General features: G+C 75.9%; 13 protein-coding genes and 1 riboswitch. Of the genes, 8 read left to right on the top strand and 5 right to left on the bottom strand.

The window, feature by feature from the left end; all coding sequences use genetic code 11:
- The first annotated feature begins 159 nt into the window (after positions 1–159).
- The 3 genes from ACFO3M_RS12355 to ACFO3M_RS12365 all read left to right on the top strand — a co-directional run bounded on the left by ACFO3M_RS12355 (position 160) and on the right by ACFO3M_RS12365 (position 3717).
- Positions 160–1938: a serine/threonine-protein kinase gene (locus ACFO3M_RS12355; RefSeq protein ID WP_387988895.1), complete on the top strand. Its 1779-nt coding sequence runs from the start codon at positions 160–162 to the stop codon at positions 1936–1938.
- 23 nt (positions 1939–1961) lie between these two features.
- On the top strand, positions 1962–2555 hold the full coding sequence (locus ACFO3M_RS12360) for a DNA-directed RNA polymerase subunit alpha C-terminal domain-containing protein (protein ID WP_387988896.1): 594 nt from the start codon (positions 1962–1964) through the stop codon (positions 2553–2555).
- Between the two features lie 105 nt (positions 2556–2660).
- Positions 2661–2811, top strand: a riboswitch (cyclic di-AMP (ydaO/yuaA leader).
- A 6-nt stretch (positions 2812–2817) separates the two neighbouring features.
- A complete protein-coding gene (locus ACFO3M_RS12365; RefSeq protein ID WP_387988897.1) occupies positions 2818–3717 on the top strand; it encodes a VldE C-terminal domain-containing protein in 900 nt (299 codons plus the stop codon).
- Positions 3718–3723: 6 nt separating this feature from the next.
- On the opposite strand, the gene ACFO3M_RS12370 is transcribed toward ACFO3M_RS12365, so the two are convergent.
- Positions 3724–4704, bottom strand: coding sequence for a YihY/virulence factor BrkB family protein (locus ACFO3M_RS12370; protein ID WP_387988898.1), 981 nt, complete (start codon positions 4702–4704; stop codon positions 3724–3726).
- Between the two features lie 115 nt (positions 4705–4819).
- On the opposite strand from ACFO3M_RS12370, the gene ACFO3M_RS12375 reads away from it, so the two are divergent.
- Together ACFO3M_RS12375 and ACFO3M_RS12380 are read left to right on the top strand one after the other, a co-directional pair.
- Positions 4820–5629, top strand: coding sequence for a sulfite exporter TauE/SafE family protein (locus ACFO3M_RS12375; protein WP_387988899.1), 810 nt, complete (start codon positions 4820–4822; stop codon positions 5627–5629).
- Positions 5630–5761: 132 nt separating this feature from the next.
- Complete coding sequence (locus ACFO3M_RS12380) at positions 5762–6658, top strand: hypothetical protein (RefSeq protein WP_387988900.1); 897 nt, start codon at positions 5762–5764, stop codon at positions 6656–6658.
- A 39-nt stretch (positions 6659–6697) separates the two neighbouring features.
- Here the strand turns inward: ACFO3M_RS12380 and ACFO3M_RS12385 are convergent, their stop codons facing one another.
- A complete protein-coding gene (locus tag ACFO3M_RS12385) occupies positions 6698–8347 on the bottom strand; it encodes an AMP-binding protein (RefSeq protein WP_387988901.1) in 1650 nt (549 codons plus the stop codon).
- A gap of 7 nt (positions 8348–8354) precedes the next feature.
- Complete coding sequence (locus tag ACFO3M_RS12390) at positions 8355–9326, bottom strand: cyclase family protein (protein ID WP_387988902.1); 972 nt, start codon at positions 9324–9326, stop codon at positions 8355–8357.
- 117 nt (positions 9327–9443) lie between these two features.
- Between ACFO3M_RS12390 and ACFO3M_RS12395 the strand changes: the two genes are divergently transcribed.
- Entirely contained in the window at positions 9444–10715 is a 1272-nt protein-coding gene (locus tag ACFO3M_RS12395; protein ID WP_387988903.1) for a hydroxyacid-oxoacid transhydrogenase, read from the top strand.
- Between the two features lie 94 nt (positions 10716–10809).
- Here ACFO3M_RS12395 and ACFO3M_RS12400 read toward each other — a convergent pair whose 3' ends face one another.
- Both ACFO3M_RS12400 and ACFO3M_RS12405 read right to left on the bottom strand, forming a co-directional pair.
- Positions 10810–11226 (bottom strand): PaaI family thioesterase, encoded by a 417-nt coding sequence (locus ACFO3M_RS12400; protein ID WP_387988904.1) that lies wholly within the window; start codon positions 11224–11226, stop codon positions 10810–10812.
- A 191-nt stretch (positions 11227–11417) separates the two neighbouring features.
- Positions 11418–11744, bottom strand: a complete 327-nt coding sequence (locus ACFO3M_RS12405) for a WhiB family transcriptional regulator (protein WP_456902202.1) — start codon at positions 11742–11744, stop codon at positions 11418–11420.
- A gap of 263 nt (positions 11745–12007) precedes the next feature.
- Here ACFO3M_RS12405 and ACFO3M_RS12410 point away from each other — a divergent pair, with 263 nt between their 5' ends.
- A complete protein-coding gene (locus ACFO3M_RS12410; RefSeq protein ID WP_387988905.1) occupies positions 12008–12349 on the top strand; it encodes a YciI family protein in 342 nt (113 codons plus the stop codon).
- A gap of 1 nt (position 12350) precedes the next feature.
- On the top strand, positions 12351–13595 hold the full coding sequence (locus ACFO3M_RS12415) for an RNA polymerase sigma factor (RefSeq protein WP_387988906.1): 1245 nt from the start codon (positions 12351–12353) through the stop codon (positions 13593–13595).
- The last annotated feature ends 96 nt before the right edge of the window (positions 13596–13691 follow it).

Consider the following 13691-nt stretch of genomic DNA (forward strand, 5'->3'; position numbering starts at 1 on the left):
CGTCCGGGGGAGCCGCCGTGGGCGGTCCGTGGTTGACGGGGCGTCCGGGCGGGAACCCACCCGGGGTCGCCCACCCGGCAGGGGGAGCGGCCGCGCAGCTCCCGGTGGGGGCCGGAGGCGGGGCGCACCCGCCCGCGTCGGACGGGACGGAGTCGGGCAGTGACCACGGTGCAGCGGGGGAGCCGGACCCTGGGGGACCGCTACGAGCTGCAGGAGGTCATCGCCACCGGCGGCATGGGCCAGGTGTGGCGGGGCCGGGACCACCTGCTCGCCCGGCCGGTCGCGGTCAAGGTGCTGCGCAGCGAGTACGCCGACGACCCGACCTTCCTCGCCCGCTTCCGCAACGAGGCCCGGCACGCGGCGGCGCTCACCCACCCGAACATCGCCACCGTCCTGGACTACGGCGAGGGCACCGACGACGCCACCGGCGAGCACCTGGCCTACCTGGTGATGGAGCTGGTCGAGGGGGCGCCGCTGTCCACCCTCATCGAGACCGAGGGCCCGCTGGACCCCGCTGCCGCCCTCTCGGTGCTGCGCCAGGCCGCGGCCGCCCTCGCCGAGGCGCACCGCAGCGGCGTCGTCCACCGCGACGTCAAGCCCTCGAACATCCTCGTGCGGCCCGACGGGCGGGTGAAGCTCACCGACTTCGGCATCGCCTGGTCGGCCGAGTGCGTGCCGCTCACCCAGACCGGCCAGGTCATCGGCACCGCGCAGTACATGTCCCCGGAGCAGGCCGCCGGCGAGCGGGTCGGCCCGGCCAGCGACGTCTACGCCCTCGGCCTGGTCGGCTACGAGTCGCTGACCGGCCACGCCGCCTTCACCGGCACCAACCCGGTCACCGTCGCGCTCAAGCAGGTCCGCGAGCAGCCCGAGCCGCTGCCCGACGACCTGCCGCCCGACGTCAGGGAGCTCATCGGTGCCGCGCTGACCAAGGACCCCGGCGCCCGCCTGCCCGACGGCGCCGCCTTCCTGGCCGCGGTCGAGGAGGCCCTGGACCCCCGGGCCGCCCCCGCGCCGCCCACCCGCCCGGTGGCGGCCGCCGCCCCCGCACCCGGGCCGGCCCCCGCCGCCGAGCCGGTGCCCGAGCCCGCTCCGCGCCGGCGCCGGCGGGCGCTGGTCCTGCTGCCGCTGCTGCTGGTCGCGCTCGTCGTCGGCGGCGTGCTGTTCACCACGACCCGCGCCGGCGACGTGCCGGTGGCCGACGCCGCCGAGACGCAGCAGGCCGGGATCGTGCTGCGGGCCGCGGACTTCCTCGGCCGCCCGGTGGCCGAGGTCACCGACGACCTGACCGCCCTCGGCCTCACCGTCGCCCAGCGCGGCGAGCAGAGCCCGGACGCCGCTCCCGGCACCGTCGTCGGCCTGGACCCGGTGGACGTGGAGCTGGCCGCCGGCGACCGGGTGCAGGTGGTCGCCGCCGTCGCACCCGACACCGCGGTGCCCGGGCCCGAGGCGCCCGCCGCCGGGCCCGGCCCGTCCGGTGGGTCCGCGCCGGAGACCCCCGCCGCGACGCCCGGGGCGCCCGCCGCGGACAGCAGCACCCCCGGGGCCCCGACGCCGGAGGCCCCGGGCCCGGAGGCCCCCACCCCCGAGGCCACGACCCCCGAGGCGCCCACTCCCGAGGCGACCACCCCCGAGGCCCCCACTCTCGAGGCGACCACGGCGGAGGGCACCGGGTCCGCGGGCACGACGCCGGAGAGCACGCCCGAGGCCCCGGAGAGCACCCCGTCCGGCAGCACGACGCCGGAACCGCCGGCGCCGGCGACCGGGACGCCCGGGGACACGGCCCCGCCGGCGACGGGGGAGTCCCCGGGCCCGGACGCGGGGACGACGTCGACCGGTGAGGCGCCGGCGACCTCCCCGGCCCCGGACGCCGGCGCCGGCGGGACCGTCCCGGCGGAACGGGCCTGGGACGGCTCCCCGGCGGGACCCTCCCGGTGAACCCGGGGCTAGGGTCCGACGCCATGTCGACGAGGTCGCGGGTCGAGCCGACGGGGAGCGTCCGGGAGCTGGGTCTGCCCGCGCGGGCGGTGGGCGCGCTGACCCGCGCCGGGATCACCACCGTCGAGCAGCTGTCCGCGCTGACCCGCCGCGAGCTGGCCGCCGTCCCCGGGCTGGGGCCGGCGATGGTGGCCGCCGTCCGCGCGGTCGTCCCCGAGCCCGTGGCGGTGGGCCTGTGGCCGCTGCCCGACGAGGACGACGCGCCGCCGTCCCCGGCGATCCCGTCGTTCGACTCGCTGCGCGCCCCGCGCCGCCGGACCGCGTTCGACGTCCTCGTGCCCGAGGAGGACCCGGGGGAGCCCGCGGGTCCGTCGGCGGTGGCGCCGTCGGACGGGGCCTCCGGCGGGACGCCGGAGGAGGACGAGGAGCCGCCCCCCGCCGGGCCGCCCCCCTCCGCCGCGCCGGCCGCCCCGGCGCCGCGGCCGGCCGAGTGGGCCGACCTCGCCGCCCTCGGTGCGCGCGGCGTCCGGGCCGCCGTGGTCCTGCCGTGGCGGGTGACCGGGTGGTGGCTGCGCCTGCCGCTGCGCGTCGCCGGGCGGCTGCGTACCCGCCCCTGACCGGGGTGTGGTCCCCGCCACGGAACGCGGTCGCCGTTTGTCACGGACGCGTAACGGCCGTTACCGTGGCCGAGGCCGTCCGGCCACGTCCCCGCCAGGGGACCCGGGCGGTCGCCGCCGAGTCGCCCCCCGGGCGAGCCGGGGACCCACCGCAGTACTGGGGTGAATCCCGCACCGGACCCGTGCGTCCGGGCGGGTAGGGCTGCTTCCCGCCCGAACCCGTCAGCTAACTCGGCAGGCGGCTGACGGGAGACCTGCACCCATGCCCTCGAGCACCACCCCCGGCCGCCCCGGCGCGTCCGCAGACCGTTCCGGCCGCCGCCGCCCGCCGGCCGCGCACCGCCGTCCGGGCCTGTACCTGGGCGTCGCCGCCGTCGGCGCGGTCCTGGTCAACGTCCTGGTCGGCCCGCAGCCGGCCGCCACCGCCGAGGCCGGGACGGCGAGCGGGTCGGTCGCCGTCGCCGAGGCGCTGGGGCTGTCGGCGCGGTCCGGCCCGGTGACCGCCACCACCCCGCCGGACCTGGCGCCGCTCGAGGACCTCGCCGCCACCCGCAGCTCGCGGGAGGCCGCCGAGACCGCGGCCCAGCAGTCGCAGGCCGCCGCCGACCAGGCCACCGTCGACCGGCAGCGGGCCGAGGCCGACGCCGCCGCCCGCGCCGCCGCGGAGGCGGCCGCGGCCGCCGAGGCCGCCGCGGCCGCCGCCGCGGCGGAGGCCGCCGCCGCCGCAGGGACCGCCGAGGCCGCCGAGGCCGAGGAGGAGGCCGGCCCGGCGGAGACCGCGGGCACCACCGCCGTCTCGGCCGTCGCCCGCATCACCAACAGCACCGGTCCGGTCGAGCCGCAGGTGCAGGCCGCCGCGGACGCCGTCGTCAGCAACGTGCCGGGGGCGGACGCGATCACCCTGGGCGGCACCCGCGCCAGCGCGGCCGACCCGGGCGGCCACCCCTCCGGCAAGGCGCTGGACTACATGGTCATGACCGACGCCGCCCTCGGCGACGCGATCGTCGCCTACCACCGCGCGCACTGGGACGAGCTCGGCGTCGACTACCTGATCTGGGAGCAGCGGATGCTGTCCTCGCCGAACGGGTCGTGGCAGACGATGGAGGACCGCGGCGGCACGACGGCCAACCACTTCGACCACGTGCACGTCAACTACCTCTGACCGCCCTCAGCGCTCGCCCGGATAGGGCGGCGCGCTGTCGGCGACCACCGCGCCGCGCTCGCCGAGCGGCCGCTCGGGGCCCACGGTGGAGTCCCTGGCGGTCTGCCGCTCGGTCTCGGCGTTGACGACCGCGCCGACGAGCACGAGGAAGACCGTCGTCCACAGCCAGAACATGCTGATGGCCACGCCGGCGAGCGAGCCGTACGTCGCGGAGTAGTCGCCCAGGCTCCGGACGTAGCTGAAGAAGCCGATCGTCGTCGCGAGCCACAGCCCGGTGGTCAGCGCCGCCCCGGGGGTGATCCACCGCCACCGGGCCTGCCTGCGGTCGGGACCGAACCGGTAGAGGACGGCGAGCACCGCGCTCATCAGCACCGCGGCGGCGACCCACGTCAGCACCGGGGCGACGTCCCGGACGGCGTCCGGTGCCCCGGCGAGCGCACCCGAGACCTCGCCGGCGCCGGCGATGATCCCGCCGAGCAGGACCGCGCCGCCGAGGACCAGGACGAGCGCCAGCGCGCTGCGGCGGAGGAAGCCCCGGGTCTCGGTCTCGTGGTAGGCGAGGGTCAGCCCGTCGACGAGGTAGGTCATCGCGGTCGTCGCCGTCCACAGCGCCGCGGCGAGGCCGCCGAGCCCCCGCCAGGTGTTCACGTTCGTGGAGGCGGTGGTGATCGTCGTCAGCTGGTCGACCACCAGCGACCGCAGGTCCTCCGGCAGCATCCCCGCCACCCCGGACAGCTGGTGCAGCGCGTCTTCGGGGGTGTTGACGACGCCGTACACCGACACCGCCGTGACCAGTACCGGCGCGACCGACAGCAGCGCGAAGAACGCCACCGCCGACGCCTGCACCATGAGCCGGTCGCTGAGCACGTGGCGCGCGACGCGGCGCAGCACCCGGCGCCAGTCGCGGGCGGTGAGCCGGTGCGGTGAGTGTGCGTCGGCCGCCGCGCCGACGGGCGGCTGCCGGGTGCGCGCTCCACCCCCTGTCATCGCACCATCGCACCGCCGGACGCGACCGGCCGCAACGCGGCTCCCCGGACCCGGCCGTCCGGTCCCCTCCGGCGTCGGGGAGGCTGGCTGTCCGTGACCGACCCGGGACGCGCGCGTGACTGACCTGCTCCTGCCGGAGGGCCTGACGCCCTCCCTGCTCGCCCTCGTGCTCGTCGCGGCGCTGGCCGCCGGCTGGGTGGACGCCGTCGTCGGCGGCGGCGGGCTGATCCAGCTGCCCGCGCTGCTGCTGGTGCCGGGCCTGGCGCCGGTGCAGGCGCTCGCCACCAACAAGCTGGCGTCGGTGTTCGGCACCACCACCAGCGCGGTCACCTACCAGCGGCGGGTGCACCCGGACCTGCGGACGGCGCTGCCCATGGCCGCGGTCGCCCTGGTCGGCTCGTCCTGCGGGGCGTCGGTGGCGGCCCTGCTGCCGGCCGCGGTGTTCAAGCCGGTGATCGTCGTGGCGCTGGTCGGCATCGCGCTGTTCACCGCGTTCCGCCCGGCGCTGGGGGAGGTGACGGCGCTGCGGCACACCGGCCGCCGCCACCACGGCACCGCGCTCGCCGTCGGGGCGGTGATCGGCTTCTACGACGGCGTCCTCGGCCCCGGCACCGGCTCGTTCCTCGTGTTCGCCCTGGTGTCGCTGCTGGGCTACGACTTCCTCAAGGCCAGCGCCAAGGCCAAGATCGTCAACGTCGCGACCAACCTCGGCGCGCTGGCGTTCTTCGTGCCGCACGGGTCGGTCGTCTGGGGCCTGGGCCTGTGCCTGGGCGCGGCCAACACGCTCGGCGGCTACGTCGGCTCCCGGACGGCGACCTCCCGCGGCACCGGGTTCATCCGCGTCGTGTTCCTCGTCGTGGTCACCGCGCTGGTCGTGCGGCTCGGCTGGGACGTGTGGACGGAGAACGTGCGCGCCGCCGGCTGAGGAGTCGGAGCCGATGGGCCCTCGACCCGGCGCGGACGCCGTGCCAGCCTGGGTCGCCGGTCCGGGGTCCGGCGCCGGTGCGCGCCCAGCCGACCCCGTCGCGGGCCGGGCACGACCGACAGGCGGCAGCCGATGGAACCCGTCGCACCGCGGACGCCGGACCCCGCCGAGGAGGTCCGCCCCGGCACCCGGTGGCTGCTGACGGCCTTCCTCGCGCTCACGCTGCTCGCCGTCTCCGAGCTGCTGCTGCTCGCCGACGTCGCCGACCGCTTCTGGGCCTGGTCCATCCGCACCGAGGCGACGGCCGCGTTCCTCGGCGCCGCCTACACCGCCGGCGCGGTGCTGTCGGTCCTCTCCCTCCGGCAGGACCGGTGGAGCCGGATCCGGGTGCCGGTCCTCACGGTCACCCTGTTCACCGTCCTCACCTGCGCCGCGACGCTGGTCCACACCCACCGCCTGCACCTGCTCACCGGCGGGCCGGTCGCCCGGGCGGCGGCCTGGGTCTGGCTGGCCGTCTACCTCGTCGTCCCGGCGCTGTGCCTGGCGGTGGTCCTCGGGCAGGAGGTCCGCCGGGGCCGGCGCCCGCCCGTGCGGCTGCCGATGCCGGCCCGGCTCACCGCGCTGCTGCTCGTCGAGGGGGCGCTGCTGGCCGCGGCGGGCGCGGTCCTGTTCGCCGGCGGGCTCACCGTGCACCACCACGTGGAGACCGTCACGTCGTTCTGGCCGTGGGAGATCACGCCGCTGAGCTCGCAGGTGATCGGCGCCTGGCTGCTCGCCCTCGGGTTCGCCGCGGCGCTGTCGGTCCGCGAGCGGGACCTGGACCGGCTGGGCGTCGCGGCGGTCACCTACACCGTGTTCGGCGCGCTCGAGCTCGTGGTGGTGCTCTGGTACCGCCGCGACGTCGAGGCCGACGACCCGTGGCTGTGGGCCTGGGTGGCCCTGCTGGTCGCGGTCGTGGGCACCGGCGCGGCCGGGATCCGGGCCGCCCGGCCCACGTGGTCGCGCCGGCCGGGCGCGCCGGTGCGGTGACCGGGTCCCCGCCCGGGGCGGGGCGGGGACCCGGCCCGCTCACGTCCCCCGCAGCTCGCGGCGGAGGATCTTGCCGGTGACCGTCTTCGGCAGCTCGTCGAGCACGACCACGCTGCGCGGGTACTTGTAGGCGGCCATCCGCTCCCTGCAGTGCGCGATCAGCTCCTCCGGGGTGGTGCTGGCCCCCGGCCTGAGGCTGACGAACGCCTTGACCGTCTCGCCGCGCTTCTCGTCGGGCACGCCGACGACCGCGGACTCGCGGACGGCGGGGTGCTCGGCCAGGACGTCCTCGACCTCGCGCGGCCACACCTTGTAACCGGACGCGTTGATCATGTCCTTCTTGCGGTCGACGATGAACACCCAGCCCTGCGGGTCCATGAACCCGACGTCGCCGCTCCTCAGCGCCCCGCCGGGCAGGTTGGCCGCCGTCTCCTCGGGCTTGCCCCAGTAGCCGGCCACCACCTGCGGGCCCTCGGCCACGATCTCGCCGACCTCGCCCAGCGGCAGGTCCTGCCCGTCGTCGCCCTGGATGCGGACGACGGTGTTCGGCGCCGGCACGCCCACCGACAGCGCGCCCGAGTTCGGGTCCACCGGCGACGGCGACCCGAACGGCGTCACCGTCATCGGCGACGTCGTCTCGGTGAGGCCGTAGGCGTTGTGCACCTGCTTGCCGGTGGCCTCGAAGAACCCGCGCTCGGCGGCCGGGGAGATCGCCGCCCCGCCGGAGTAGACCGACGTGAACGAGTCGAAGTGCTCCTTGCGGAACCCCGGGGCGTTGAGCAGCGCGCTGAACGCGGTGATCGCGCCGATGGTGAACGCCGGCCGGTGCTCGAGGAACGCGTCGAGCACCACCTGCGGCTCGAACCGGTAGGCCAGCACCAGCGGCGCCGGCACCAGCATGCTCACCGCCACGTGGCCGATCAGGCCGGTGATGTGGAACAGCGGCGCGATGCCGAAGATCGCGCCGTCCCGCCCGGCGTGGGTCCAGTCGCGGTAGACCTGCGCGGTGAAGCAGACGTTGCGGTGGGTGTTCATCGCGCCCTTGGGCACGCCCGTCGTCCCCGACGTGTAGGTCAGGAACGCGACGTCGTCGGGGCCCAGCTCCACCGGCGGCGGGGTCTGCCCGCGGTACCGCTCGACGAACTCGAGCAGGTCGGTGGTGCCCTCGTGCCGCTGCCGGGTGACGCCGGCGAACAGCCGCTCGTCGTCGCGGGTCTGCAGGTCCAGGCCGCTGGTGGTGAGCACCAGGCGGACGTCGGTGCCCGGGACGACGTCGCGGGCGACCTCGTCGTAGAGGGTGTCCAGGCACAGCAGCACCGTCGCGCCGGAGTCGGCCAGCAGGTAGGACAGCTCCCGCGCCCGGCTCATCGGGTTGATCGACACCATGACGCCGCCGGCCTTCCAGGTGGCGACCATGGCCAGGACGAACTGCGGCACGTTCTGCAGGTAGACCGCCAGCCGGTCACCGGGCCGGAAGCCCGACTCCAGCAGCCCGGCGGCCATCGCGTCGGTCATCGCGTCGAGGTCCCGGCGGACGACCGTGCCGTCGAAGTAGCGCAGCGCGTCGCCGTCGGGGTCGCGCTGCACGCCGGCCCGGAACATCGACAGGGCGTCGCCGAACTCGATGTCGTAGTCCGGCGGCTGGTCGCCGTAGAGCGCCAGCCAGGGGCGGTCGTCGTAGGCGCTCACGACGGGCTCACTTGAGGACGACGGGGTTGACCGGCGAGCCGCTGGCCTTGTGCACCTTGAGCGGCGCGGCGACGTAGAGGCCCTCGTACTGCCCGTCCTCGGCGGAGTCGGCGGCCAGCGCCTCGAGGTCGGCGATCTCGGTGAGGGTGACCCCGAGGTTGCGCATGAGCGCGTTGTGCAGCACCAGCGCGACGCCGTTGTTCGGGTCGGTGGTGACCTCGTTGGCGATGGTGTCGGTGACCAGGTTGGGGATCTCCATGTCCTGGAACCACCGCACCAGCTCCGGGCTGTAGACCAGGCCGGGCTCGTTGAAGCCGTCGTAGAAGGCGTCGCCCTGGTCGAAGAACAGCTGCAGGAAGTTCGTCCGGATGATCAGGACGTCCCGCTTCCGGATCTCCACGCCCTGCTGCTCGGCGCAGGCGAGCAGGTCCTCGTGGGTGAAGGTCTCGCCCTTGTCGAGGGTCGGCTTGCCGCGGAAGCGGGCCATGTCCAGCAGCACGCCGCGGCCGACGACGCCGCGCTGCGCGATCGGCTCGACGCTGGCCTTGTCCATGCCGCCGACGGTGGTGCGGGCGTCGTAGCCGTTCCAGAGCTTGCCGCCGTACCAGACGTGGCCGAGGCCGTCGTACTGCGTGGAGCCCTGGAGGAAGGCGTTGATCTTGTCGTCGGCGTAGTGCAGGCCGCCGGGGTACTGCGGCGCGTCGTCGGAGTCCCAGGTGGACTCGTCGAGGATCTGGGTGCGCTCGGCGGGGGAGCGGCCGGGCCACACCGGGTCGCCCTTCGGGTCGCCGATCAGCCGCTGCAGCGTGAACACCTTGCCCTGCCGGACCAGCCCGACGGCGGCCAGCACCTGCTCGGGGCCGAGGTAGTTCAGCGCGCCGACCTCGTCGTCGTCGCCCCACTTGCCCCAGTTGGTGGGGGAGTCGGCGAGCAGGTCGTCGAGGGCGGGGACGGCGGTGGTCTCGGGTTCTGCGGTCACGGCTGACCTCCAGGGGAAGGTTGGCGGGCGCACCCGACCCTGCCGCGCTGTGGTCCCCGCCACAAGGAGGGTGCAACGATCCGTGCAACCGGATCCGCCCGAGCCGAGGAGGCCGACATGACCGCCGAGTCCGTGTTCACCTACGGGGCGCCGCAGCTGAAGTTCGGCAGCGGGGCGTCGGAGGAGATCGGGTACGACCTCAGCCGCTTCGGCGTGCGGCGGGTCCTGGTGGTCACCGACGCCGGGGTGTCGGCCACCGGCCTGCCGCAGCGGGTCGCCGACCAGATGGGCCGCTTCGGCATCGAGGCGCGGGTCTACGACGGCGTGCACGTCGAGCCGACCGACGTCAGCCTGACCGAGGCGATCGAGGCCGCCCGCGAGTCCGGGCCGTGGGACGCGTTCGTCGCCGTCGGCGGCGGGTCGAGCATCGACACCGCCAAGGCGATCAACCTGCTCACCACCAACCCCGGCGAGCTCCTGGACTACGTCAACGTGCCGGTGGGGAAGGGGCAGGCGCCCACCGAGCAGCTCAAGCCGCTGGTCGCCGTCCCGACGACGACCGGCACCGGGTCGGAGAGCACGACCATCTGCGTCATGGACGTGCTGGCGCAGCGGGTGAAGACCGGGATCAGCCACGCGCGGCTGCGGCCCACCCTCGCCGTCATCGACCCCGACCTCACCGTCACCCAGCCGCCCGGGGTCACCGCCGCGGCGGGGATGGACATCCTGTGCCACGCGCTGGAGAGCTACACCGCCCGCTGGTACACGACCTACGACCGCAAGGCCCCCGAGCAGCGGGTGCCCTACTGCGGGTCCAACCCGATCTCGGACATGTGGTCGGAGAAGGCGCTGTCGCTGCTCGCGGGCTCGTTCCGGCGGGCGGTGCGGCACGGCGACGACACCGCCGCGCGCGGGGACATGGCGATGGCCGCGACCTTCGCCGGCATGGGCTTCGGCAACGCCGGGGTGCACGTCCCGCACGCCAACGCCTACCCGATCGCCGGGCAGGTGAAGGACTTCCACCCGAAGGACTACCCGGCCGGCGAGCCGATGGTGCCGCACGGGATGTCGGTGGCGCTGACCGCGCCGGAGGCCTTCCGGTTCACCTTCGAGGCCGCGCCCGAGCGGCACGTCCGGGCGGCGCAGCTGCTCGCCCCGAACGCCGGCGAGCCCGACGACCCGGCCGAGTTCCTGCCCACCGTCCTCACCGACCTGATGCGCGACATCGACATCCCCAACGGGATCGCCGCGGTCGGCTTCGACGAGGGCGACGTCGACGACCTGGTCGAGGGCACGATGAAGCAGCAGCGGCTGCTGGCCACCTGCCCGCGGGAGGTCACCGCCGAGGACGTCGCCGGCATCTTCCGCCGCTCGATGTCGCTGTGGTGACGTCGCTGTGGTGACGTCGCTGTGGTGACGTCGCCTGGGTGACGTCGCTGGGGTGAGCCCGCGCCGGTGAGCCGGGGCCGACCCGCGCCGCGGATCAGCCCGCCGGGACGATCGTCTTCGTGACCTGCGCCGAGGCGACGAGGGCGCCGTCCACCGTCGCCTCGGACCGCAGGAACGCCACCCCGCGGCCGCGGCGCAGCACCGAGCCGGTGACGTCGACCCGCGCACCGGCGCGCACCGGGCGCAGCAGCGAGGCGGTGAGGTCGTGGGTGACCGCGTGCTCGGCGTCGCCCAGGGAGGGCAGCAGCGCCAGGAAGGCCGCGACGTCGAGGAAGGTGTAGACGACGCCGCCGTGCAGCAGCGCCGCCTGGTTCTGCGCGGGCGCGCCGACGGGGAACCAGATGCCGGCGGTCGGGTCGGCGGGGTCGCGCAGCTGCATGCCCAGGTGCCGGTGCAGCGGGATGTCGAGGACCGCCTGCACCCGGGCGGCGCCGACGTCGGGCGAGCTCACCGGCGGGCCGGCAGGTCGAGCACCCGGCGGGTGGGCAGCGCGGCGATCGCGGGGACGCCGGGCGCCGGCCCCGGCGGGTGGTGGAACGGCACGACCTCGGCCACGGGCGGCTCCTTCGTCGGGTGGTGGTCCGGCCACGGGACCCGCGTCGGACCGTAACCCGCGGGACCGGGGCCGCCCCGCTCAGGCGGTCAGGCGCTGAGCCGCATGCTGCGGCGGGCCAGGCGCACCCGCCGCCGCTCACGCTCGGACAGTCCGCCCCAGATGCCGAAGCGCTCGTCGTTGGCCAGCGCGTACTCCAGGCACTCGGTGCGGACGTCGCAGCCGGCGCACACGCGCTTGGCCTCGCGGGTCGAGCCGCCCTTCTCCGGGAAGAAGGCCTCGGGGTCGGTCTCGGCGCACAGCGCGTCCAGCCGCCAGGTGGCGTCGCCGCCGGACAGGACGCTCCAGACCGAGCCGGCGAGCGCGTCGGGCTGCGCGGAGGACTCGGTGATCAGGCTGAGGCGGGAGGTCGGCACGGGGGGCTCCTCGGGGTCTGGGAGGTGGCGTGACCCGTGCGTGACGGACGGGTACGCCCTGACTGCTGACAGTGACGTTACGGAGTGCCCGACCCGTCGCGCACCGTCAGAACATCTGCGGAACCTGGCCGTCCGGTTGTCAGATCATGCCGGAGACGACGACGTCCGGAAGTCCTTCCGCGGGAGCTGTCGATCTGGTGCGGTGCTGCGTGTCGTAGAGGTGGAGGGCCCGGCAGGCGGGCCCCCGGAGCCCGGAGGACACCATGACGAAGTACCTGGTCCTGATCTACGAGGACGAGGCGCAGTACGCCACCGCGACCCCCGACGTCTACGGCGAGATCATGGCCGAGCACGAGGCCTTCTCCGCGGGCGTCGAGCAGCTGGGCGCGAAGCTGCTCGGCGGTGAGGCGCTGGAGCCGACGACGACCGCGACCAGCGTGCGCGGCGGCGAGGTCACCGACGGCCCGTTCGTCGAGACCAAGGAGGCCCTCGGCGGCTACTACCTCGTCGACGCCCCCGACCTCGACACCGCGCTGGCCGTCGCGCGGACGGTGCCGGCCCGCTTCGGCGGCGTCGAGGTCCGCCCGGTGATGACCTTCGACTGACGTGGCCCTCCCGACCGCCGACGCCGTCGCGGCCGCGGTCGCCGACGCGCACCGTCGCGAGTGGGCCTTCGTGCTCGCCGCGACGGTGCGCGTCACCCGCGACCTCGACGTCGCCGAGGAGTGCGTCCAGGACGCCTTCGCCGCGGCGCTGACCGACTGGGCCGCGCACGGCGTCCCCGCCCGGCCCGGCGCCTGGCTCACCACCGCCGCCCGGCGGCGGGCGCTCAACGTGCTGCGGCACCGCGGCGTCGAGCGGCGGCACCTGCCGCTGCTGGTCGAGGAGGACGTCGCGCCGGCGCTGGTGGACGAGGCGCACGGCTACCCCGACGACCGGCTGCGGCTGGTGGTCACCTGCTGCCACCCGGCGCTGGACCGCCCCGCGCAGGTGGCGCTGACCCTGCGCCTGGTGTGCGGGCTGAGCACCGCCGAGGTGGCCCGCGCCTTCCTCGTCCCGACGGCGACGATGGCCGCGCGGATCACCCGCGCCAAGAAGAAGATCGCCGTCGCCCGCATCCCGTACCGGGTGCCGCCGCCCGCGGAGCTGCCCGAGCGGGTCGACGCCGTCCTGTCGGTGGTGCACCTGCTGTTCACCACCGGCCACACCACCCCGGCCGGGGAGGACCTGGTGCGCCACGACCTGGTGGAGCGCTCGGTCGGGCTGGCCCGGATGCTGCGCCGGCTGCTGCCGGGCGACGCGGCGGTGGCCGGGCTGCTCGCGCTGCTGCTGCTCACCGACGCCCGCCGCGAGACGCGCACCGGCGCCGACGGCCGGCTGCTGCTGCTCGAGGAGCAGGACCGCACCCGCTGGGACCGGGCCGCCATCGCCGAGGGCGTCGCGCTGGTCCGCGAGGCGCTGCGGGCCCGGCCGCCGTCGCGGTACGCGCTGCAGGCGGCGATCGCCGCGGTGCACGCCGAGTCGCCGTCGTGGGCCGACACCGACTGGGCGGAGATCGTCGCGCTCTACGGCGTCCTCACCGCGGTGTGGCCCTCGCCGGTCGTGGCGCTCAACCGCGCGGTCGCCGTCGGCTTCGCGTCCGGGCCCGCGGCGGGGCTGGCCGCCCTCGACGAGCTGGCCGCCGAGCCGCAGCTGGCCGGCTACGGCTACCTGCCCGCGGCCCGCGCGGACCTGCTGCGGCGCCTCGGCCGGGTCGCCGAGGCCCGCGACGCCTACGCCGAGGCGCTGCTGCTCACGGAGAACGCCGTCGAGCGGGAGTTCCTCGCCGGCCGGCTGCGCGAGCTCGGCTGAGCCAGGCCAGGGCGGTCGGCGAGGCTGCGACTCGATCACGGCCCGGCGCGGGGTGTTGTGTCCCACACGTCTCAGCGCTGAGATACCCGCACGATC

Origin of the sequence: Geodermatophilus arenarius, from assembly GCF_042654585.1 — a bacterium.
Taxonomy (GTDB): Bacteria; Actinomycetota; Actinomycetes; order Mycobacteriales; family Geodermatophilaceae; genus Geodermatophilus; species Geodermatophilus arenarius.